The 25500-nt window shown below is 50.9% G+C and carries 3 protein-coding genes; all 3 read left to right on the forward strand.

All coding sequences use genetic code 11. The features are described from left to right. Positions 1–55 precede the first annotated feature (55 nt). From licA to licC, 3 genes are read left to right on the forward strand one after another with little or no spacing between them, the layout of a single operon-like run. Positions 56–10804, forward strand: a complete 10749-nt coding sequence (gene licA / locus CP943_RS02390) for a lichenysin non-ribosomal peptide synthetase LicA (RefSeq protein ID WP_105980693.1) — start codon at positions 56–58, stop codon at positions 10802–10804. A 19-nt stretch (positions 10805–10823) separates the two neighbouring features. Continuing rightward, positions 10824–21593 carry a lichenysin non-ribosomal peptide synthetase LicB gene (gene licB, locus CP943_RS02395; protein WP_105980694.1) on the forward strand — a complete coding sequence of 3590 codons (10770 nt, stop codon included), beginning with the start codon at positions 10824–10826 and terminating at the stop codon, positions 21591–21593. 57 nt (positions 21594–21650) lie between these two features. Beyond that, entirely contained in the window at positions 21651–25499 is a 3849-nt protein-coding gene (gene licC, locus CP943_RS02400) for a lichenysin non-ribosomal peptide synthetase LicC (protein ID WP_105980695.1), read from the forward strand. Position 25500 lies beyond the last annotated feature (1 nt).

The following is a 25500-nucleotide window of genomic DNA, read 5'->3' on the forward strand; positions in this document are numbered from 1 at the left end:
GCGGCTTGGCTGTTCGCATCGTCATACATAGCAAAAGATAAAGGAGGAATAAAAAATGGGAAACACATGTTACCCGCTGACACATGCTCAAAGGAGAATTTGGTACACTGAAAAGTTCTATCCCGGCACAAGTGTTTCAAATTTGAGCGGCTTTGGAAAATTAAAATCTGCCTCCGGAATCGATTCCGGGTTATTGACTGAAGCCATTCGCCAGTTTGTCCGTACAAATGAAACCATGCGATTCAGACTGTTGTTTGAAGGAGGGGATGAGCCGAAGCAATATATAGCGGAAGACGAACCTTTCCGGATTGAATATTTCGACGCTTCAGAAATCGGAGGAGCGGACGGCGTTCTTAAATGGGGACAAGCTGAGGCGCGTCGACCCCTGCCTTTGTATGAAAGTCCGCTGTTTAAATTTGCCGTCGTTCGCATTAGTGAGGAAGAAAGCTGGTTTTTTGCAAAAGTTCATCATATCATTTCCGACGGTATTTCGATGACGATCTTGGGCAACCGCATTACAGACATTTATTTGAAGCTTGCTAAAGGGGAAACCGGCCTCGAACCTGTTCAGTCATCATTTACGGAACATATTCAGAGTGAGTTGGAGTATGAAAATTCGAAGCGGTTCCAGAAGGATAAAGCATATTGGAACGCACAATATGAAGTGATTCCGGAGCCCGTATCGTTAAAGGCGAGCGATACGTATCAGATCCAATTGAATGCAGCCCGCTTTTCAAAAGAGATTTCCCCTGTCCTGTATAAAAAAATTCAAACGTATTGTAAGGAACACAACATAAGTGTGCTCTCCCTGTTCTTATCCATTTTGCACATTTATATGCACCGGATAACCGGACAAAAAGACGTCGTTCTCGGAACATTTATGGGTAACCGGACAAATGCAAAAGAAAAACAGATGCTCGGGATGTTCGTATCGACGATTCCAATGAAAGCCTCCATTGATGTACACCAGGACTTTAGTGCATTTGTGCAGGAAAGAATGAAAGATCAGCTTAAGATCATTCGGCATCAAAAGTATCCGTACAATCTGCTGATTAATGATTTGCGGGAAAGACAGCCGCATGTCAGCAAATTGTTCGCCGTCTCACTGGAATATCAAGTTATGCAATGGCAGAGGAAAGAAACGTTGTCATTTCTTACTGAGCCGATTTTCAGTGGCAGTGAAGTAAACGATATTTCCATTCACGTGAAAGAGAGATGGGATACCGGGACGCTTGCGATTGATTTTGATTACAGGGAGGAGCTTTTCACCTGTGAAGAAATGGCCGTTTTATATGAACGGCTGATGACGCTGCTTGAAGATGCCTTGTTGTTTCCGCAAAAAACAATCGCTGAACTGGAGATTGTTCCCGCATTTGAAAAAGAGCGGCTGTTAAAGCGTGCATCAAGCCAAACCATCGCATATGACAAGAACATGACCCTGCACGGTTTATTCGAACAAAAAGCAGCCGATCATCCCGAAAAAACCGCCGTTGTATATGAAGGACAAAAACTTTCGTACCGTGAGCTGAATGAACAATCGAATCGTCTGGCAAGGGCGCTTCGAAGAAGAGGCATCGGGCCTGACGCTCCGGCTGCGATAGTGATGGAGCGGTCAGAGCGGGTTATTACGGCGATGCTGGGCGTTTTGAAAGCCGGCGGAGCTTATGTACCGATCGATCCCGGATTTCCGGAAGAAAGAATTCGCTTTATGCTGGAGGATTCAAAGGTCAAAGTGGTTATCACAGACAGCGGGCTGACTTTTGAAACGGCCGAAACTGTGCGGTTCAGCGAAGCGCTTTCTGAATCGCTGGAAAACGGTCACCCGTCTTCAGAGGCAGGCGCCGGGCACCTTGCATATATCATTTATACTTCCGGGACAACGGGCCGTCCAAAAGGCGTCATGATTGAACACAGGCAGGTCCACCACCTTGTAAGAGGGCTTCAGCAGGCCGTTGGTGCATATGATCAGGATGATTTGAAGCTGGCACTTCTGGCTCCGTTTCATTTTGACGCTTCCGTTCAGCAGATTTTTACGTCTCTATTGCTTGGCCAAACGTTGTACATCGTACCGAAAAAGACGGTTTCCGACGGACGCGCTTTATCGGATTATTACCGCCGCCATCAAATCGATGTGACAGACGGTACGCCGGCTCATTTGCAGCTTTTGTCTGCTGCCGATGATCTTTCAGGTGTCAAACTGAGGCATATGCTTGTTGGAGGAGAGGCATTATCAAGGGTCGCAACGGAAAGGCTGCTTCAATTATTTGCAGAAACAGCTGAATCCGTGCCTGATGTAACGAATGTTTACGGCCCGACTGAAACTTGTGTGGATGCTTCTTCTTTTACGATGACAAACCACGCAGATCTTCAAGGCGATACGGCCTATGTCCCGATCGGCAGACCGATTGGAAACAACCGTTTTTATATTTTGGATGAAAACGGTGCACTCCTTCCTGATGGTGTCGAAGGGGAATTGTATATTGCAGGAGACGGAGTCGGCCGAGGCTATTTGAACTTACCTGACATGACCGCAGACAAGTTCTTGGAAGACCCGTTTGTCCCCGGAGGTTTCATGTATCGAACAGGGGATGCAGTACGTTGGCTTCCTGACGGTACGGTTGATTTCATCGGCCGAAAAGACGATCAAGTGAAAATCCGCGGCTACCGGATCGAGCTTGGCGAGATAGAGTCGGTGCTGCAAGGAGCCCCTGCTGTCGGAAAAGCAGTTGTCCTCGCGCGGCCCGAAACCGGCGGCAGCCTTGAGGTTTGCGCTTATGTCGTGCCAAAACAAAGCGGGGAAATTCACCTTCAGGGGCTGAGGGAGCATTTATCCAAGCATCTGCCTGACTATATGATACCTTCCCACTTTGTCGAGCTTGATGAAATACCGCTGACGGGAAGCGGCAAAGTCGACCGGAAAGCGCTGCTTCGCCATGAAGTCTCTGTCAGCGGGACTGCAGAGTATGCGGCACCGAGAAATGAATATGAAGAAAAAATGGTGGGTATATGGCAGGAAGTGCTCGGAACTGAACAAGTCGGAATCCACGACCAGTTTTTTGAACTGGGCGGCCATTCTCTCAAAGCGATGGCCATGCTGGCAAAAATTTATAAAGCTTTCGGTGTCGAGGTTCCGTTGCAAGTCCTGTTCGAAAAACCGACAGTGGCGGCGTTAAGCGGCTTTGTTTCTGAAGCGGAGAAAGACGGATTCACGGTTATTGAACCTGCGCCGGAAAGTGACGATTATCCTCTCTCATTGGCGCAGCAGCGAATTTATATCGTCAGCCAGCTGGAGGATGCCGGAGTCGGCTACAATATGCCGGCCGCGGCGATGCTTGAGGGCACCCTTGATGTTCAGCGCCTTGAAGCTGCTTTTCAAAAACTGATTGATAGGCATGAGGCGCTGCGCACTTCGTTTACAGTTGTCGATGGCGAGCCGAGACAGAACATTCATCAAAGGGTTCAGTTCAAGATTGAGAAGGTTAAAGCAGATGGGAAGCCGATCGAACAAATGGCGAAATCTTTTGTCCGCCGCTTTGATCTCGCCAAAGCTCCGCTGATGAGAGCAGGTCTCGTCCGTCTCGCAGACCGCAGACATGTGCTGTTGTTCGATATGCATCATCTTGTGTCTGACGGCGTATCGATTTCGATCATATTGAATGAGCTGGCCGCACTGTATAAAGGGGAAGAACTGCCGGAGCCGAATTTGCATTACAAAGATTATGCTTTCTGGCAAAGGACGCAGGCACAAAAAGGTTTTCAAAAAGAAGAGGCTTATTGGCAAAGCGTGTTCGCCCGCGAGCTTCCCGTACTGCAGCTGATAACGGATGAGCCGAGGCCGTCTGTTCAAAGCTTTGAAGGAGACAGGGTATCCGCAGTCCTGCCAAAAGACATGAAAGAAAAATTAGCCGTGCTGGCAGAGCAAAACGGCGCGACATTGTATATGGTCATGCTGGCCGCATACAACATGCTGCTAGCAAAGTACTCCGGGCAGGAAGATGTGATCGTCGGAACGCCGGCGGCCGGCCGCAGACATTCCGATCTGGAAGGAATCATCGGCATGTTTGTCAATACGCTGGCGATCCGTTCAAAAGTGGAGTCGGGCAGAACGTTCAGAGACTTCCTGCATGATGTAAAGAAAACGGTAATCGACGCTTTTGAGCATCAGGAATATCCGTTTGAGCGGCTTGCGGAAAAGGTTGGTGCATCGCGCGATTTAAGCCGTCATCCCGTCTTTGACACGATGTTTATTTTGCAAAATGCATGGGAAGACATTCCGATGCTCGGCGATTTGCACCTCTCGATTTATGAAACGAACTTCAATATTGCAAAGTTCGACCTAACGCTGCAGGCGAAAGAAGAGCAGGGAGAATTGATTCTCGATTTGGATTACAGTACGAAGCTGTTTAAAAAAGATACGGCAGAAAGGATGCTGAAAGCATATTTGCACCTTCTGGAGGGCATGACGGCTGATCCGCTGCGCAGAATCGGCGAGTACAGCCTTTTGACAGAAGAGGAAACGAATCGTCAGCTCGTCGCGTTCAACCCCGCGGCAAGCGATTATCCGAGGGAGAAAACGATCGTTCAGCTATTTGAGGAACAGGCGGCGGAAAGAGGCGGACATCCCGCCCTGCAATTTGAAGACAAAGTATGGTCATACGGTGAGCTCAATCGGAAAGCGAACCAATTGGCGAGGCGCCTCCGCGAAAGAGGTGTGCAGCCCGGCACGACGGCAGCCATTCTCACCGCCAGGTCGGCTGAAATGGTCATCGGCATTCTCGCTGTGCTGAAAGCCGGCGCTGCTTATGTGCCGATCGATCCGGATCATCCTGAAAAACGTGTGCAACATTTCTTCGAGGACAGCGGAGCGGCGGTTCTTTTAACGCAAAAGGCGATGAAGCCGCTCGCTGAGGCGGCTGAATTTGGCGGCGACATTCTATTTCTTGAGGATGAACACCTTTATCTGGGAGATGCGTCTGATTTGCGCCTTCCGATTTCACCGGAAGCAATGGCCAATCTAACGTATACATCCGGAACGACTGGGACGCCTAAGGGCAATATGGTTTCTCACCGGAATATATTGCGTACGGTAAAAAACACAAATTACTTGGATGTGATGACATCCGATATCGTTCTTTCAATTTCAAATTACGTGTTTGATGCCTTTATGTTTGATGTGTTCGGTTCATTGCTGAACGGCGCCAAGCTGGTGATAGCTCCAAAAGACACGATTCTTGATATGAGCCGGCTCGCACATGTACTTGAAAAAGAAAAGGTTACCGTCTTAATGATCACGACCGCATTATTCAATCTGCTGACAGACATGCGGCCGGACAGTTTGAAGGGACTCCGCAGGGTTCTGTTCGGCGGCGAACGTGCATCTGTCGATCATGTCAGAAGAGCTCTGAACACAGTTGGCAAAGGACGGCTGCTTCATATGTACGGCCCGTCTGAGAGCACTGTCTTTACAACCTATTATCCAGTCAACGAAGTGCCGGACGATGCGCAGGCTATACCGATCGGAAAGCCTGTCAGCAATACGGAGGTTCTGATTCTTGATTCATTCGGCAATGTACAGCCGGCAGGGGTTGCGGGAGAATTGTGCGTCGGCGGAGACGGCCTTGTCCGCGGCTATTTTAACCGCCCGGAACTGACGGCTGAAAAGTTTACGGAACATCCGTTCAAAACCGGTGAGAAGATTTACCGGACGGGCGATATGGCGAGATGGCTTGCCGACGGATGTCTCGAATTTATCGGACGGATTGATCATCAGGTCAAAATTCGCGGACAGAGGATCGAGCTGGGCGAAATCGAGCACCATCTCCTCACACATGAAATGGTTCAGGAAGCCGCTGTTCTTGCTGTTGACACCGGGAAGAGAGATCAAATGATCTGTGCTTACTTTACGGCCGATCAGGAGCTTTCTAGTGAAGAGCTTCGCCGATATGCGGCAGAAGGTCTGCCGGGCTACATGATCCCGTCCGTGTTTATGCAGCTGCAGGAGCTTCCGCTCACAGGCAATGGAAAGGTCGACAGAAGGGCGCTGCCTGAGCCGGATGTCACGCAGGCCGCGCAAAAGGAATATACGGCGCCAAGGAGCCGAACAGAAGCACAGCTTACCGATCTTTGGCAGGAGGTGCTCAATGTACCGAAAATCGGTGTGCATGACAATTTCTTTGAACTTGGCGGACACTCTTTAATCGGAATGACGCTCATTGCCCGTATCCAGCAAGAGATGAATGTTGATCTGCAGCTGAAAGATTTGTTCCAGGCGCCGACAATCGAAACCCTGGCGCAGGCTGCGGAAAAAACTGAGAAAAAATCAGCCGTTTATATTGAAGCGGCGCCGGATCAGGAAACGTACCCGGTATCTTCGGCGCAAAAACGGCTGTACGTCCTACAGCAGATCGAAGGCGCTGAGAAAAGCTATCACATGCCGGCCGTTCTCCAGCTTGAAGGGAAGCTTGATTTGAAGCGCCTCGAGTCTGCCGCGCAAATGCTGATCAAGCGCCATGAAGCATTCCGCACGACATTTGAAATCAAGGGCGGCGAACCTGTTCAGCGGATTTGGGAAGCTGCGGAATTGACCATTGATGTCATCGATGCAGATGAACAAGAAGCGGAAAAGCTGATTAAAGAATTCATCAGGCCGTTTGATTTAACAAAAGCCCCGTTATTTAGAATGAGCATCATACGTTTCACGGGAGAAAAACATCTTTTGCTTGTGGATATGCATCATATCATTTCAGACGGCGCTTCTGTCAGCGTCCTGATCGATGAAATGACAAAGCTTTATGCGGGAGAGGCGCTTGAACCGCTGAGGATTCAGTATAAAGACTTTTCTGTATGGCAGCAGCATCTGCTGACAGAACGGCACAAAGTGCAGGAGGAATACTGGCTCAAGGAGCTGGCCGGCGAGCTGCCTGTTTTGACGCTTCCGGCAGACTATCCGCGTCCTTCTATTCAAACGTTTGAAGGAAGCCGTCTCAGCTTTGCGCTGAAACCGGAGCTTGTCCAGCAGCTGAGAAAACTGGCCAAGGAAACGGACAGCACTTTATACATGGTGCTCGCTGCCTCATACAGCGCGCTTTTATCCAAACTGAGCGGACAGAGCGAGGTCATTGTCGGCTCTCCGGCTGCCGGGCGGCCGCATACTGATTTGAGCCGGATCATCGGCATGTTTGTCAATACGCTTGCAATAAGAACGCGTCCTGAAGGAGACAAGCCGTTTTCTGCATTCCTTGAGGAAGTGAAAGAAACGACGCTCGGCGCGTTTGAGCATCAAGATTACCCGTTTGAAGAACTCATCGAGAAGCTGAACATCCAGCGCGACATGAGCCGAAACCCATTGTTTGATGCCGTCTTTTCAATGCGAAATGCCGATTTGAAGGACTTGTCAATGGAAGAGATCACACTCAAGCCGTATGATTTTGCCCATCAGACCGCGAAGTTTGACCTGACGCTGACAGCGGCGGAAGAGGACGGACTTCTCGTTTTTGAAATGGAATACAATACAGCTCTCTTTAAGCATGAATCGATCGAGCGCTGGCGCGGGTACTGGGTCAATCTGCTCGAAGCGGTTGCCGAAAACCCGGATGCCCGCCTTTCAGAGCTTTCGCTTCTGGATGAAGCGGAAAAACGGCGGATCGTTCAAAATTGGAATGAGACGAAGCTTGATGTGCCGGAGGACAAAACGGTCCATGAGCTGTTCGAAGCGCAAGTCCTCCGCACGCCTGACCGCGGGGCAGCGGTGTACAACGGCGTGGAGTGGACATACAAAGAGCTGAACGCGCGGGCAAACCGCCTGGCTCGGCTGCTGATCGAAAAAGGGGTCCGCCCTGAACAGCGGATCGGGATCATGGTCAAGCCTTCGCTTGAAATGGCCGCTGGCGTGCTCGGAATTTTGAAAGCGGGAGCGGCCTATGTGCCGATCGATCCTAGCTATCCGGCTGAACGGATCGGATACGTGCTGAAAGACAGTGGCGCAGAGCTGCTTCTGACGGAAACAAACTTAGCCGCACCTGAAGAATTCAGCGGTGAAACACTTCTTCTCGATTCGATGCTGAGCGAAGAAATCACAAAAGACGATGAGGTGAACCCACAGGCAGGTACACAGTCAGACAACCTGGCCTACTTGATCTACACATCGGGCACGACCGGCCAGCCGAAAGGCGTCATGGTCGAACACCGGTCGCTTGTGAATTTGTGTTATTGGCATAATGACGCCTTTAAGGTCACCGAACAGGACAAAAGCGCGAAATATGCCGGCTTCGGCTTTGACGCTTCCGTTTGGGAGATGTTCCCGTATTGGATCGCCGGAGCGGAGCTTCACATCATTGATGAAGCGACCCGGATGGATATTACGCGCTTAAATCAATACTTTGAAGAGAACAAAATAACGATCACGTTCCTGCCGACACAGTTGTGCGAACAGTTCATGGAGCTGGACAACCAGTCGCTGCGCGTGCTGCTTACGGGCGGAGACAAGCTGAAACGGATCGCAAAACGCTCCTACACGCTCGTCAACAACTATGGACCGACGGAAAACACGGTCGTCGCGACGAGCACGGCGATTGATCCTGATGAAGGAATGCTTTCAATCGGAAAGCCGATCGCCAATACGCGGGCGTATGTGCTAGGACAAAACAACGAAGTCCAGCCCGTCGGTGTCGCGGGTGAGCTGTGCATCGCCGGCCGCGGGCTTGCGCGCGGCTATCTGAACAAGCCAGAGGAAACGGCGAAGCGTTTTACGGAAGACCCGTTTGTGCCGGGCGAGCGCATGTACCGGACGGGGGACGCGGTCAAATGGCTGGAAGACGGACGGCTTGAGTACATCGGCCGAATCGACCAGCAGGTGAAAATCCGCGGCTTCCGGATCGAACTTTCTGAAATCGAAGTCCAGCTCGCGCGGCTCTCCGAAGTGCAGGAAGCCGTCGTCACCGACATCGAAGACGCCTGCGGCAACAAAGCGCTGTGCGGCTATGTCGTTGCGAATGAACAGCTTGATACAGAAAGCCTCGCCCGGAAGCTGGCGCAGACGCTCCCGGACTACATGGTACCGTCATTCTGGGTGCAGCTTAAAGAGCTTCCGGTTACGGCGAACGGAAAAGTCGACCGAAGGGCGCTGCCTCAGCCTGACGTCGAAGCGCAGACAGCCGAATACAAAGCGCCGCTTACAGAAACGGAACAGCTGTTGGCGGACATTTGGCAGGAGGTTCTCGGTATAGACCGAATCGGGATCACAGACAATTTCTTCGCGCTCGGCGGAGATTCGATCAAAGGAATTCAAATGGCAAGCCGGCTTCAGCAGCACGGGTGGAAGCTGGAGATGAAGGACTTGTTTCAGCACCCGACGATCGGAGAGCTGAGTGCTTATGTTCAAGCGGCTGACGATCAGCCGATCGATCAGAACCCTGTCGAAGGCGAAGTCACATTGACGCCGATTCAGCGCTGGTTCTTCGAACGCAAATTTACGAACGAGCATCACTGGAATCAGTCGGTCATGCTTCACGCTTTAACGGGATTCGACCCGGAAACGGCAGGCAAGGCTTTAAGCAAGCTGATCGAACATCATGACGCACTTCGCATGGTTTATCAACGAAATGGAGACGGGATTGTTCAGTACAACAGAGGGCTGGAAGAAACAGCGGTTCGCCCTGAAGTCATCCGCTTCAATGAATCGGGCGCTGAACTTGAAGCTGCCGTGTTGAAGGCATCAAACCGGATTCAAAGCAGTATCGATTTAACCGAAGGCCCGCTTTTGAAAGCGGCGATCTTTAAAACGGATCAAGGCGATCATCTTCTCATTGTTATTCATCATCTCGTTGTGGACGGAATCTCATGGAGAATCCTCCTTGAGGATTTCGCCGCCGGGTACGCCCAGGCTGAAAAAGGGGAGCCGATTATTCTTCAAGACAAGACGCACTCTTTTGCTGAATATGCGGCTCGCCTGGAAGAATATGCAGGGTCAAAAGCTTTCGCAAAAGAAATCGGCTATTGGCAGGAAATCGAACAGGCGGAGACGGCAGCGCTCCCGAAAGACGATGAAGCAGATGACAAGCGGATGCGCCATACGAAAACGGCTGAGTTTTCCCTCTCAAAAGAAGAAACGGAACAGTTGATGACAAAAGTTCATGAAGCATATAACACGGAAATGAACGACATTTTGCTTACGGCGTTGGGCTTGGCGCTGAAAGAGTGGACGGGGCAGGAAGACTTTATCATCTGCTTAGAGGGACACGGCCGGGAGGACATCATAGACGGCTTGAATATTTCCCGGACGGTCGGCTGGTTTACAAGCCAGTTCCCGGCGCTGATTCAAATGCGCCATTCAGGGGATATCGGCTATCAAATCAAACAGATCAAAGAAGAATTGCGCCACATTCCGAATAAAGGAATCGGCTATGGCATTTATCGTTATTTGACCGAAGAAGGCAAAAAGGCGAAGCCGATCAAGCATGATATCAGCTTCAACTATTTGGGCCAGTTTACAGAGATGGCGGATTCGGGTCTGTTCACGAGATCCATCTTGCCGTCCGGCGACCCGCTCAGCCCGGAAACGGAAAAACCGAATGCGCTGGACATCGTCGGCTATATCGAAGACGGCATTTTGACAATGTCAATCGCTTATCATTCACTCGGATATAAAGAAAGCACCGTCGCCGCTGTCGCCGCAAGCTTTAAAACTTATTTGCTGCAATTGATCGATCACTGCTTAGAGCGGGATGGGGCCGAACTGACTCCGAGCGATCTTGGAGATGACGAACTCACGCTTGAAGAATTAGATAAATTAATGGAGATTTTCTAACAAAAAAACGAGGTGCCTTATGGGGAAACAAAAGATTCAAAAGGTGTATCCTTTGACACCGATGCAGGAAGGGATGTTGTACCACGCAATGCTTGATCCGGAATCTTCCTCTTACTTCACACAGTTGGAGCTATTCATAGACGGGGAATTTGATTTGGGGATCTTTGAAAAAAGCGTGAATCAGCTCGTGCGTTCATACGATATTCTCAGAACGGTTTTTGTTCACCAGCAATTGCAAAAACCGCGCCAGGTTGTCCTGGCTGAACGGCAGGCAATAGTGGAATTTGAGGATCTTGCGGACTTGGATGAGGAAAGGCAAACAAACCGCATTGACCGGTATAAACAAGAGGTACAGGCTGCCGGTTTTAATTTGGCGAAAGACATGCTGTTTAAAACGGCGGTCTTTCGGCTTGACCGGAATAAGTACCTTCTCGTCTGGAGCAACCATCATATCGTGATGGACGGCTGGAGCATGGGGATATTAATGAAACGCCTTTTTCAAAACTATGAAGCGTTTCGAGCAAACCGGACGGTTCCGCTTGATCAGGGAAAACCGTATGCGGACTATATTAAATGGCTCGGCCGGCAGGATAAGGGTGAAGCGGCATCCTACTGGGAACACCGCCTTTCGGGTTTAGAAAGTCCGAGCGTCATTCCCGGCGGCAAACCGCGGCCGGATTCAGAATCGTACCGGAACGAGGAGTTTACGTTTGTTTGGGACAAGAATATGGTGGATGCCCTTCAACAGGCGGCAAACCGCTATCATGTCACAGCTCCCAACCTTTTTCAGGCGATTTGGGGAGCGGTTCTTGCCAAATATAACAGAACCGATGATGTCGTGTTCGGCACGGTTGTGTCCGGGCGCCCGTCGGAAATTGACGGAATCGAGCATATGGCAGGGCTGTTCATCAACACGATCCCTGTCCGTTTAAAGGTCGATCAAAACGCATCGTTTGCCGAGCTGTTCAAACAAGCACAGCAGCATGCGATTGACGCGGAGCGGTACGACTATCTACCGCTCTATGAGATTCAAAAGCAATCGGCATTGGACGGCCGCTTGATCAGCCACCTTGTCGCGTTTGAGAACTATCCGCTTGATAAGGAGCTTGAAAACGGAACGATTCATGAGAGGCTCGGCTTTTCCATCAAGGCTGCCGGAGCTTTTGAACAAACGAATTACGACTTTAATTTGATCGTTTATCCGGGAGCTGAGTGGACGATCAAATTGAAATACAACGGTGCGGCTTTTGATGCGGCTTTCATTGAGCAGGCCGCCGGGCATTTAACGAGACTTGCAGAAGAGGCGATTGCAAATCCCGAGTCAAAAGCAGCCAGCGCCGCCATGTTATCAAAACAGGAGCAACAAACGCTGCTCGCTTTTAATCAAACAAAATCCGATTATCCAAGAGAAAAGACGATCCCGGAGCTGTTTGAAGAACAGGTTAAAGCGTCTCCTGACAAAACGGCTGTTGCCGCTGACGGAAGAAGCCTGACTTACCGCAGGCTGAATGAGAAAGCCAATCAGCTCGCGAGAAGACTGAAAGCTAAAGGCTTGATGCACGGAAATGCCGCCGCCATTATGATGGAGCGGTCGCTTGAAGCAGCCGTCAGCATGCTGGCGGTGCTGAAAGCAGGCGGCGTGTACGTGCCGATCGATCCCGGATATCCTGAAGAGCGGATTCGCTTTTTGCTCGAAGACAGCGGGTCAAAGATCGTCCTTACAAAAGACAGTACGCAGATTTCGCTGGAAGGGTATGAGGTGCTCGCCGTAAATGCGATGGATGCAGAAAAAGAAGATGCCGCCAACCTTGAACATGTCAACAAGCCCGAAGATCTTGCCTATTACATTTATACATCCGGATCGACGGGCAGGCCGAAGGGCGTTATGGTCGAACACCGCAATATCGTCCGCCTTGTCAAAAATGCGGGCTGCATCCCGCTGAAGAGCGGCGTGAAGATGGCGCAGACAGGGGCTGTCAGCTTTGATGCCAGTACATTTGAAGTATTCGGCGCACTGCTAAACGGAGGAACCCTTTATCCCGTCCCGAAAGAGACGCTCCTTGATGGAAAAAGGTTCAACATGTTTCTGAAGGAAACCGGAATCACAACAATGTGGCTGACTTCGCCTCTTTTCAATCAGCTTGCTCAGCAGGATCCGGGAATGTTTGCAACCTTGAACGATCTAATTATCGGCGGAGATGCCCTTGTTCCGGGAATCGTCAACAGAGTCAAACGCGAATCACCGGAACTGTCGCTTTGGAACGGATACGGGCCTACCGAAAATACGACATTTTCGACCTGTTTTTTGATCGATCAAGCATATGAGAGGACGATCCCGATTGGAAAGCCGATCGGAAATTCAACCGCCTATATCGTTGATGAACACGGCTCGCTTCAGCCGATCGGCGTGCCCGGTGAACTGTGTGTCGGCGGAGACGGGGTGGCGCGCGGCTACTTGAATCAGCCTGAGTTGACAGATGAAAAGTTTGTCGGCGATCCTTTTGCCGAAGGGAAGCGGATGTACCGTACGGGCGACTTGGCAAAATGGCTTCCCGACGGGAATATCGAATTCCTCGGCCGGATTGATCATCAAGTGAAGGTTCGCGGCTTCCGGATCGAATTAGGCGAGGTTGAAGCGGCTTTAGCCCGCCTTGAGGGGATTTCAGAAGCGGCCGCTGTCATTCGGGAAAACAACGCCGGAGAAAACGAGATTTGCGCCTATTACACTGCCGTTGGCACGAGGCCGGCCGCGCAGCTGCGGACAGAGCTGTCCCGGTCGCTTCCGGAGTATATGATTCCGGCCCATTTGATCGAACTCGACAGCATGCCGCTGACAGCCAACGGAAAGGTTGACAAACGTCAGCTTCCGGCTGCTATCGCTGAAGAGACTGCTAGATTCGAAGCGCCCAAAAATGAAACGGAAGAAATTCTGGCGGCAATCTGGGAAGAGATTCTCGGCATCAAGCAGCCGGGAATCGATGACAACTTCTTTTCCATCGGCGGACACTCGCTGAAGGCGATGATGCTGACTGCCAAAATACAAGAGCAGCTCCAAAAAGAGGTGCCGATCAAAGTATTATTTGAAAAACCGACGATCAGAGAGCTGGCCGAATTTCTTCAAGGAGAAACAAAAGAGGAAACCGCTTCGATTACGCCGGCACCATCCCGTCCGAATTACCCGGTTTCGTCCGCCCAACGGCGCATGTACATCCTCAATCAGCTCGAAGAAGCAAGCACGAGCTACAATGTGCCGGCGGTTCTGCTTTTGGAAGGCGAATTAGATAAGGAGCGTTTGGAAGCCGCGTTTCGGGCCTTGATCGGCCGCCATGAAACATTGCGGACATCGTTCGAATTAATCGATGGAGAAATCGTTCAAAGCATCCATCAAGACGCGGTTTTTCACCTGACGGAATCAGTGGCGGAAGAAGCGGAAGCCGAAGCGGCGATCAGAGAATTTATCCGGCCGTTTGAGCTGAATAAGGCGCCGCTCGTCCGGGCGGAGCTCGTGAAGCTTGAAGAAAAACGCCATCTGCTGATGATCGATATGCACCATATTATTACGGACGGAAGCTCCACCGGCATACTGATTCGCGACCTGGCCGGCTTCTACCACGGAGAAGAGGCGCCTGCCCCTAAGCTCCACTATAAAGATTTCGCTGTGTGGCAAAACGGACCGGAGCATCAGGAGAAATTGAAAGAACAAGAACAGTATTGGCTTGACGTTTTTAAAGGCGAGTTGCCTGTTCTCGATCTGCCGTACGATTTTCCGCGGCCGTCAAAACGCAGCTTTGAAGGTGACCGTGTCGTCTTCGGAATCGATCAAAAACTGACGGCAGACATTCAAAAGCTGCTTTCTGAAGCTGATGCGACACTTTATATGTTCCTGTTGGCTGCATTTAATATCCTGCTTTCCAAGTATGCGTCACAGGATGATTTGATCGTCGGATCGCCCGTGGCAGGCAGAACCCATCCGGATTTGCACAACATTCCGGGCATGTTTGTCAATACGCTGGCGCTCCGCAATCGTCCCGAAGGAGAAAAAACGTTTAAGCAGTTTTTGCAGGAAGTCAAAGAGACAAGTCTTCAAGGCTTTGCCAAGCAGGATTATCCGCTTGAAGAACTGATTGAAAAACTGCCATTGCCGCGGGATACAAGCCGAAATCCGCTGTTCAGCGTCTTTTTCAACATGCAGAACATGGAGGTCCCGACGCTGAAACTCGGAGATTTGCAGATTTCGTCTTACTCGGTGCGCCACCGCACGGCGAAGTTCGATCTGTCGCTTGAGGCTGTGGAGCATGATGGCGAAATCGGTTTGAGTTTTGACTATGCCGTATCCTTATTTAAAGAAGAAACGATTAGGCGCTGGAGCGGTCACTTCTTAAATGTGATTAAAAAAATCTGCGAAAACCCCGGCATTAAGCTCAGGGACATCGAACTGCTTTCAGTCAAAGAGCGCGCACTTCTGCTCGAAGAAGCGAGGCGCAGCCAGGCGGAGCGCCTTGAGGAGCGGCCGTTTCATGTACAGTTTGAAGAAAAGGTGGACGAAATGCCTGATCAGCCGGCCGTTGTCTGCGGGGAAACGATCCTCACATACCGCGTGCTCGATGAAAAAGCAAATCAGATCGCAAATGTGCTGCGCAGTGAAGGCGTCGGAAAAGACGATGTTGTCGGCATTATGCTGAATCGTTCTGCAGAGGTCGCCGCAGCGATTCTCGGTGTAATGAAATCAGGAGGCGCTTTTTTGCCGATTGATCCGGAAATGCCGACGAGCAGGGTGCAATATATGCTGGAAGACAGCGGAGTCCGCTGGCTCTTAACAGAACCTTCCCATCAAGTGGATCTTGCGGATTGGTATACCGGGAGACTGATAGATGTCAGAAAAGACACGCTGATGGCAAGTAATAAACGGCCGCATCCAACTACGGACGGAGCGAGTTTGGCGTACATCATCTACACATCCGGAACGACTGGCCGGCCGAAAGGTGTTCAGCTCGAACACCGGAATCTGGCAAACTATGTTTCCTGGTTTATCAGTGAGGCGCACCTGTCAGCTTCGGATAAAACGATGCTTTTGTCTTCCTATGCGTTCGATCTCGGATACACGAGCTTTTTCCCGGTGCTGCTTGCCGGAGGAGAGCTGCATATCGTCCCGAAAGAAACGTATACAGAACCGGAGGCATTTACTCATTATATCGGTGAACAAGGGATCACATATATGAAGCTGACGCCGTCGCTTTTCCATACGGTCGTTCAGCCGCAAAGCTTCGCTTTGGCAAAGGGGCTTCAGTCATTGAGACTGATTGTACTAGGGGGAGAAAAAATCAATCCGAAAGATGTGGAGCGGTTCCATTCCCGCTATCCGGACACCAGATTCATCAATCATTACGGTCCGACGGAAACGACGATCGGAGCAATCGCTAAACCGCTCGAGCCGGACATGATCGGACAATTCGCCGAGCGTCCGACGATTGGACGGCCGATTTCGGGCGCCGGAGCACTGGTATTAGACGCCTCCCACCGGCTTGTTCCCGCCGGAGCAGCAGGCGAGCTGTATATAACGGGAAGCGGGCTTGCAAGAGGATATGTGAACAACCGGGAACTCACGGCTGCGAAGTTTGTCGAAAATCCTTACACGCCGGGCACATTCATGTACCGAACAGGGGATCTCGTCCGCCGTCTTCCGAATGGAGAGATTGAATTTTTGGGGCGGACGGATGATCAGGTGAAAATCCGCGGCTACAGAATCGAATTGAAAGAAATCGAAGAAGCCTTTAACGGGCTTGATGATATAGAGCGGGCTATCGTTCTTTCCTTTACGACTGACTCGGGGTTAGACGAATTGTGCGCTTATATTCAAGCGAAACGACAGCTGCCGGTTTCCGAACTGAGAGAGCGTCTTTCCGAGCGGCTGCCGTCGTACATGATCCCGTCATACTTCGTAACGGTGGATAAAATGCCGCTTTCGGCAAACGGAAAAGTGGACCGCCGCGCACTCCCGGAGCCGCAAGGTCTAAACGGACGAAGCGATTCGTATAGAGCGCCGTCAACCGAAATTGAAAAAGCCCTCTGCGGCATTTGGGAAGAGGTGCTTGGCGTTCAGAAGGTCGGACTTGACGATAATTTCTTCGATCTTGGCGGACATTCATTAAAAGGAATGATGCTGACAGCGGAAATCCAATCCAAGCTCGGAAAAAAAGTACCGTTAAAAACATTGTTCGATTGTCCGACAGTCGGCTTGCTCGCCCGCAGTATTGAAGCATCCGAAGGACAGTCACAACAAAGCGCGATTCAGCCTGCCGAAAAACGCGACTGGTATCCGGTTTCATCCGCTCAGCAACGGATGTATGCCCTCCACCATTTTGAAAAGAACGGAACGGGCTACAACATGCCGTCTGTTCTCATGATGGAAGGCGTGCTTGATACGGATCGTTTAAGACGGGCGTTCGCCGACTTGGTGAACCGCCATGAATCATTGCGAACCGCATTTATTGAAGTCGATGGCCGTACCGTTCAAATTGTGCATGAAAAAGCGGACATTGACTTAAAGGTTATTCATATTCGTGAAGAGGACGCAGAAGCGGAAATCAACCGCTTTATCAGACCGTTTGATCTCAGCACCGCTCCGCTGATCAGAGCCGAGTTGCTTTCCATCAGCTCTACGCGCCATCTGCTTTTGATTGATACACATCATATTATTGCGGACGGCGTTTCCAGAAGCCTTTTCGTCAAAGAAATCGCTCAGCTTTATAAAGACGCTTCGCTCCCTGAGCCGAAGCTGCACTACAAGGATTATGCGGTGTGGCAGCAAGAACCTGACCAGCAAGAAAACATTCGGAAACAGGAAGATTTCTGGCTCCGTCAGTTTAAGGAAAGCGTTCCGGAACTCAGCCTTCCGCTCGACTTTCCGCGTCCTCCTGTCCAAAGCTTTGCCGGTGACCGGGTTCGCTTTAAAGTATCAAAAGACACCGCCCTTAAAATGCGCCGTTTGACGGCGGAAACAAACACGACGCTGAATATTGTGATGCTCGCCGTTTTTAACCTGTTTTTAAGCCGTCTATCCGGCCAAAACGATATTGTCGTCGGTACAGCGGCAGCGGGCAGAACGAATGCTGATCTGAAAGACATGCCGGGAATGTTCGTCAATTCGTTGGCGCTGAAAAACCATGTGCCTGATCAAGCATCATTCAGCGAGTTTCTGGAAGAGGTCAAAAACAACAGCCTCGCAGCCCTCGACCATCAGGACTATCCGTTTGAAGAGCTGATCGCCAAGCTTGATTTACCGCGCGACATGAGCCGGAATCCGCTGTTCAATGTCATGCTGACAACGGAAGATCCTGATAAAGAGACGCTCGATTTAGACGGTCTGACAATCGAGCCGTACGAGATTTCACATGCAGCTGCCAAGTTCGACCTGACACTTGGGGCTTATGAAAAAGATCATGAAATTGGTCTTCAGTTCGAATATGCAACAGATTTGTTTCAGAAACAAACGATTGAACGCTGGAGCGGATACTTGCTTAACCTGCTCGAAGCGGTTGCCGAAAACCCGGATGCCCGCCTTTCAGAGCTTTCGCTTCTGGATGAAGCGGAAAAACGGCGGATCGTCCAAAATTGGAATGAGACGAAGCTTGATGTGCCGGAGGACAAAACGGTCCATGAGCTGTTCGAAGCGCAAGTCCTCCGCACGCCTGACCGCGGGGCAGCGGTGTACAACGGCGTGGAGTGGACATACAAAGAGCTGAACGCGCGGGCGAACCGCCTGGCTCGGCTGCTGATCGAAAAAGGGGCCCGCCCTGAACAGCGGATCGGGATCATGGTCAAGCCTTCGCTTGAAATGGCCGCTGGCGTGCTCGGAATTTTGAAAGCGGGAGCGGCCTATGTGCCGATCGATCCTAGCTATCCGGCCGAGCGGATCGGATACGTGCTGAAAGACAGCGGCGCAGAGCTGCTTTTGACGCAAAGCGGATTAACGGTGCCAGACACATTTACCGGAGACGTGATCGATTTGAATAGAGAAGGCTCCATTCTGGACGGCGAGCTTTATCCAGAGGATGACATGAATCCAAACGCGCAAGTTCAGTCAGACAACCTGGCCTACTTGATCTACACATCGGGCACGACCGGCCAGCCGAAAGGCGTCATGGTCGAACACCGGTCGCTTGTGAATTTGTGTTATTGGCATAATGACGCCTTTAAGGTCACCGAACACGACAAAAGCGCGAAATATGCCGGCTTCGGCTTTGATGCTTCCGTCTGGGAAATGTTCCCGTACTGGATCGCCGGAGCGGAGCTTCACATCATCGATGAATCGATTCGGATGGATATTACGCGCTTGAATCAATACTTTGAAGAGAACAAAATAACGATCACGTTCCTGCCGACACAGTTGTGCGAACAGTTCATGGAGCTGGACAACCAGTCGCTGCGCGTGCTGCTTACGGGCGGAGACAAGCTGAAACGGATCGCAAAACGCTCCTACACGCTCGTCAACAACTATGGACCGACGGAAAACACGGTCGTCGCGACGAGCACGGCGATTGATCCTGATGAAGGAATGCTTTCAATCGGAAAGCCGATCGCCAATACGCGGGTGTATGTGCTAGGACAAAACAACGAAGTCCAGCCTGTCGGTGTCGCGGGTGAGCTGTGCATCGCCGGCCGCGGGCTTGCGCGCGGCTATTTGAACAAGCCGGAGGAAACGGCGAAGCGTTTTACGGAAGACCCGTTTGTGCCGGGCGAGCGCATGTACCGGACGGGGGACGCGGTCAAATGGCTGGAAGATGGACGGCTTGAGTACATCGGCCGAATTGACCAGCAGGTGAAAATCCGCGGCTTCCGGATCGAACTTTCTGAAATCGAAGTCCAGCTCGCGCGGCTCTCTGAAGTGCAGGAAGCCGTCGTCACCGACATCGAAGACGCCTGCGGCAACAAAGCGCTGTGCGGCTATGTCGTTGCGAATGAACAGCTTGATACAGAAAGCCTTGCCCGGAAGCTGGCGCAGACGCTCCCGGACTATATGGTACCGTCATTCTGGGTGCAGCTTAAAGAGCTTCCGGTTACGGCGAACGGAAAAGTCGACCGAAGGGCGCTGCCTCAGCCTGACGTCGAAGCGCAGACAGCCGAATACAAAGCGCCGCTTACAGAAACGGAACAGCTGTTGGCGGACATTTGGCAGGAGGTTCTCGGTATAGACCGAATCGGGATCACAGACAATTTCTTCGCGCTCGGCGGGGACTCGATCAAAGGAATTCAAATGGCAAGCCGGCTTCAGCAGCACGGGTGGAAGCTGGAGATGAAGGACTTGTTTCAGCACCCGACGATCGGAGAGATCAGTTCGTATATTGAATGGGCCGATGCTAAACCGATCAATCAAGGACCTGTCGAAGGGGAAGTCACATTGACGCCGATTCAGCGCTGGTTCTTTGAACGCAAATTTACGAACGAGCATCACTGGAATCAGTCGGTTATGCTTCACGCGCCTTCAGGGTTTGACCCGGAGCTCGTTGAACAGACATTGGCGGCATTGACAGAGCATCATGATGCCTTGCGCATGGTGTATCAAAAGAAAAACGGCCGCCTCATTCAGTATAACCGCGGGCCGGGCGACCGTTCGTTCGCCTTTCGAGTGGTTGACCTTCGATATGTCACTGACATTGAAACGGAAATCGCCGCCCAGGCAAACCGTCTTCAGGCAAGCCTTGATCTCGAAAACGGGCCGCTTGTAAAGGCAGAACAGTATCAGACTGCGGAAGGCGACCATTTGCTGATCGTCATTCACCATTTGGTGATCGACGGCGTGTCATGGCGGATTCTGCTGGAAGACTTTGCATCAGGCTATTCGCAAGCCGCACAGCAGCATGACATTGTCTTCCCCGACAAAACCAATTCGTTTAAAGACTGGGCAAAAGAGCTTGAGGCATATGCACAAAGCGAACGCTTTCTTAAAACGGCCGATTATTGGCGCAGACTTGAACAAGAGCGCATTTGCGAGCTGCCGAAAGATCGGGCTGCCGCAGAAAGAAAAGCGGAAAACAATTCTGCAGTTACGTTTGAATTAAGCGAAGCGGAGACGCGTCTGCTGCTGACGAAAGTGCATGAGCCGTATGGAACGGATATCAACGACATCCTGCTTTCCGCCCTCAGCCTGACAATCAGAGAATGGACGAACGACTCCAATATTTGCATCAATATGGAAGGGCACGGCAGAGAGGAAATCATTCCGGGGATGAATATTTCGAGAACGGCGGGATGGTTTACCGCGCAATATCCGGTTGTTTTAAAAAGCGAAGCAGCGGCAGGATTGCCTGAGACCATTAAAAACGTCAAAGAAACCCTTCGGCGCATTCCTGACAAAGGAATCGGCTACGGCATCCTTCGCTACTTAACAGACCGGAAAAAAGCCGGTGCCGATTTCTCGATCAAGCCTGACATCAGCTTTAACTACCTGGGGCAGATCGACAGGGAGGTGCAGACCGATTTCTTCGGACCTTCTTCTTATGATATGGGCAGACAGGTTTCTGAAAGGTCTGAAGCGCTCTATGCGCTGAGCTTCAGCGGCATCATCAGCAAGGAAAAATTCATCTTGTCATGTTCATTCAATACAGAGGAATATGACAGACAGACCGTACAAGGGCTGATGGACAGATTCAAAGCTTCCCTAACGGCATTGATCGACCATTGTACAGCTAAAGAGGAGCGCGAATTTACACCGAGTGATTTTTCTGCCGGCGATCTTGAGATGGAAGAAATGGGCGACCTGTTTGACGTTCTTGAAGAAAACTTGAAATAAACACCGAGGACTTGCCCGCTTGTTAAGCGGGCGAGCCTATGAAAGGGGGATACGATTTTGAGCCAGTTCAAAAAAGAACATGTCCAGGACATATACTATTTGTCGCCGATGCAGGAAGGGATGCTGTTTCATACGCTGCTGCATCCGGGACAAGGCTTTTATATTGAACAAATCAGCATGCAGGTGAAAGGCTCTTTTCAAAAAGATATATTGGAAAAAAGCATGAATGTCATCATCGGCAGGTATGATATATTCCGAACCGTTTTCGTTCATGAAAAAATGAAACGTCCGGTTCAAGTCGTTTTAAAGGAAAGGTCGTTTCAGGCAGAAGAAATTGATCTATCAGGACTTTCTGAAGCAGAACAAAATGAGAGAATCGAAGATTATAAACGAAAAGATAAAGAAAAAGGGTTTAACCTCTCAAAAGACATTCCGATGAGAACCGCGGTTTTTAAAAAGGGACAGGACCGTTACGAATGGGTGTGGAGCTATCATCATATTCTTCTGGACGGATGGTGCTTCGGGATCGTCGTACAGGAACTATTTGAAGTGTACAACGCGCTCCGCGAAAACAGGCTATACAGCCTCGGGCCCGTCAAACCTTACAAAGACTATATTAAATGGCTCGAAAGTCAGGACAAACAAAGATCGCTGGCTTACTGGGAACATCATTTAGCCGGATTCGAAGGGCAGACGACATTCAGCGAACAGCGGAAAAAACCGGAGCAAGCCGGCAATCAGCCGGGAGAACTGCTGTTTACACTTCCAAAAGAAGATACAGAAGTGTTCACACAGCTTGCAAAAGCGCATCATACCACGTTGAGCACGGCTCTTCAGGCGGTGTGGTCGGTGCTGCTCAGCCGCTATCAGCGATCCCGCGATCTGATCTTCGGTACAGTTGTGTCAGGCCGCCCCGCTGACATTCAAGGTGTCGAGCACATGGTCGGTTTGTTTATCAATGTCGTCCCGAAACGGGTAACCTTTGGCGCGCAAACGACCTTTACAGAGCTGGTCGCTGAATTGCAGAAGCAGGCGCTTGAAGCTGAGCCGCATCAATATATGCCGCTCTATGATATCCAAAGTCATATAGCAGCGCCGAACTTGATCGACCACATTATCGTTTTTGAAAATTATCCGCTGCAAGAAGCCAACAAACAGCACGAAGAAAAAAATCTCGGCTTCACAATGGATGATATCACCGTTTTCGAAAAATCGAATTATGATCTGAATTTGCTTGCTTCACCGGGTGAAGAAATGCTGCTGAAACTCGCATACAACAGGAATGTCTTCGAACCATCTTTCATCTTGCAGCTAAAAGAACAGCTATTGACAGCTATTCGCGAGATCATCAGAAATCCGGAGCAGCCGCTTGACGACATTTGTGTCGTATCCAAAAAGGAAAAAGAGCGCCTTCTCCATGAATTTAACGGTCAAGTCCAACGGAAGCAAACCGGGCTGACGATCCCGCAACGGTTTGAGCAATGTGCTGAAGCGCTCCCGGAACAACCCGCGGTATCAGCGGCCGGGCGGACGCTGACATATCGGGAATTGAACGAACAGGCGAACAAGGTCGCGCATCTTTTGCGCAAAAAGAACGTCGGCCGCGGCGAACCTGTCGCTCTTTTGTTCCGTCGTTCGCCGGAAATGGTCATCGCGATACTCGCCGTCTTAAAAGCAGGGGGCGCCTATCTGCCGATTGACCCGGAATATCCTGAAGCGCGGATTCAGTATATGCTGGAGGACAGCGGGGCTGTTTGCATGCTGACACAAGAAGAGCTTGCCGGACAGGCGGCGTCGCTTTCTTTTCATCAGAATACGATCTTGATCGACGATCCGGCGGTGTCTGCAGAAAGCGGGCGAAACCTTGAAATTGCCGCCGAACCGGACGACCTTGCTTATATCATGTATACGTCAGGCACAACGGGAAAACCGAAAGGCAATCTGACGACACATGCCAATATTACAAGAGTTGTAAAAGAGACAAACTACATCAGCCTTTCCGAGAAAGACACCTTGCTGTCCCTTTCAAACTATGCGTTTGACGGCTTCACATTTGATGTGTACGGCGCGCTTTTAAACGGAGCAAAGCTGGTAGTGGCCGATCAGGCGACGATTCTCCATATCGGCAAGCTGACAGAAACGATTCAGAAGGAGAACATCACGGTCATGTTTGTGACAACGGCGCTGTTCAACCTCCTGGTCGATGCGGGAACAGAGTGGATGAAAGGGATTCGCAAAGTTCTGTTCGGCGGAGAGCGCTCATCTGTCAGCCATGTCAAGAAAGCATTTGCCGCCATGGGACCGGACAGGATCATTCATGTATACGGGCCGACGGAAACGACCGTCTTCGCGACGTTCTATCCGGTCAACCGCATTGAGGACAGCGCGGTTTCCATTCCGATCGGCAAGCCGATAAACGAAACCAATGCATACATTCTGACGGAAAATAACCGGCTTCAACCGATTGGAGCGGTAGGTGAATTGTGTCTGAGCGGTACAGGGGTATCGCGCGGCTATTTAAACAGGCCGGAACTGACTGCGGAAAAATTCGTGCCGCATCCGTTCAACAGCGGTGAAACGATGTACAGGACAGGGGATCTGGCCCGCTGGCTGCCGGACGGCAATATCGACTTCATCGGCCGGATCGATGATCAAGTGAAAATCCGCGGCCACCGAATTGAGCTCGGTGAAATCGAAGAGGAGCTGATGCGCTGTCAAGGCGTAAAGGAAGCCGTTGTAATCGCCAAGAAAAGAGGGAATGGGGATGCGGCGCTCACCGCCTATGTCGTCCCGGTGCGGGGAGCTGTGGTTTCGAACGAGGAGGTTCGCCGCCAACTGGCTCGGAATCTCCCGGCTTACATGGTGCCGGATGCATATATCATGCTTGAAGAGCTGCCGCTCACCGCAAACGGAAAAGTCAACCGCCGCCTTCTTCCTGAAGCAGATGGCCGGCCGAATCCAACAGAGCACCGTGCACCTCGCAATATGACGGAAGAAAAGCTTGCGATCATTTGGTCTGAGGTTCTCGGTAGACAGCAGATCGGAATAGACGAGAACTTTTTTGAAATCGGGGGACATTCATTGAAAGCTATGGCTGTCACCTCCCGGATGCTGAAAGATCTCGCCATCGATGTTCCGGTGAATGTGTTGTTTGAAATGCCCACAATCGAGGGCCTCGCGGCTTATATCGACCAGGGCGGACATACGGATGACGTGAAAAAAACCGTCTTCAATCAGGAAAGCACCCGCCATTTGTTCGCATTCCCACCTGTCCTCGGCTATGGCATCGTGTACGGCAAACTGGCCGAACAAATGCCGGAATACAAGATTCATGCGTTTGACTTTATAGAAAGCGATGACCGCGCCGTGCGCTACGCAGAAGCCATCTCCGGCCTTCAGCCTGAAGGGCCGCTGACATTGATCGGCTATTCGGCCGGCTGCGGACTCGCCTTTGAAGTGGCGCAAACACTCGAAAAGAACGGGCGGAAAGTCGAAAAGCTGCTGATGATCGATTCATATATGAAGAACGGTGTCAGCGATTTAGAAGGGCGGTCAATTGAAGCTGATACAGCTGCTCTGATGGAAGCCAACAAGGACAATGAATATATGAAAATCAAGACGGTTGCCGATGGCATCGCCAAAAAGATGGCAGCCTATTATTCTTACTTTGTTAACCTTGTCCATCAAGGAACGGTCAGCTGCGAGATTCACTTGATCAAATCAGAGCACGCGAAACCGCTCCCGGAATGGCTTTCGACGTGGAAAGAAGGAACGGAGTCTTCTTATGATGAATATCAAGGTGCTGGAAGACATGATGAAATGCTCGCGGACGTCTTTGTCAAAACCAATGCAGATCTGATCAGACAGATTTTGGGCGAACGTGCCGCTGTAATCGGGGGTGCATGAT

This window comes from Bacillus paralicheniformis, assembly GCF_002993925.1.
Classification (GTDB): Bacteria; Bacillota; Bacilli; order Bacillales; family Bacillaceae; genus Bacillus; species Bacillus paralicheniformis.

Coding starts and splice junctions, on each gene's coding strand:
- licA (WP_105980693.1), top strand. CDS start 56: ATGGGAAACACATGTTACCCGCTGACACATGCTCAAAGGAGAATTTGG.
- licB (WP_105980694.1), top strand. CDS start 10,824: ATGGGGAAACAAAAGATTCAAAAGGTGTATCCTTTGACACCGATGCAG.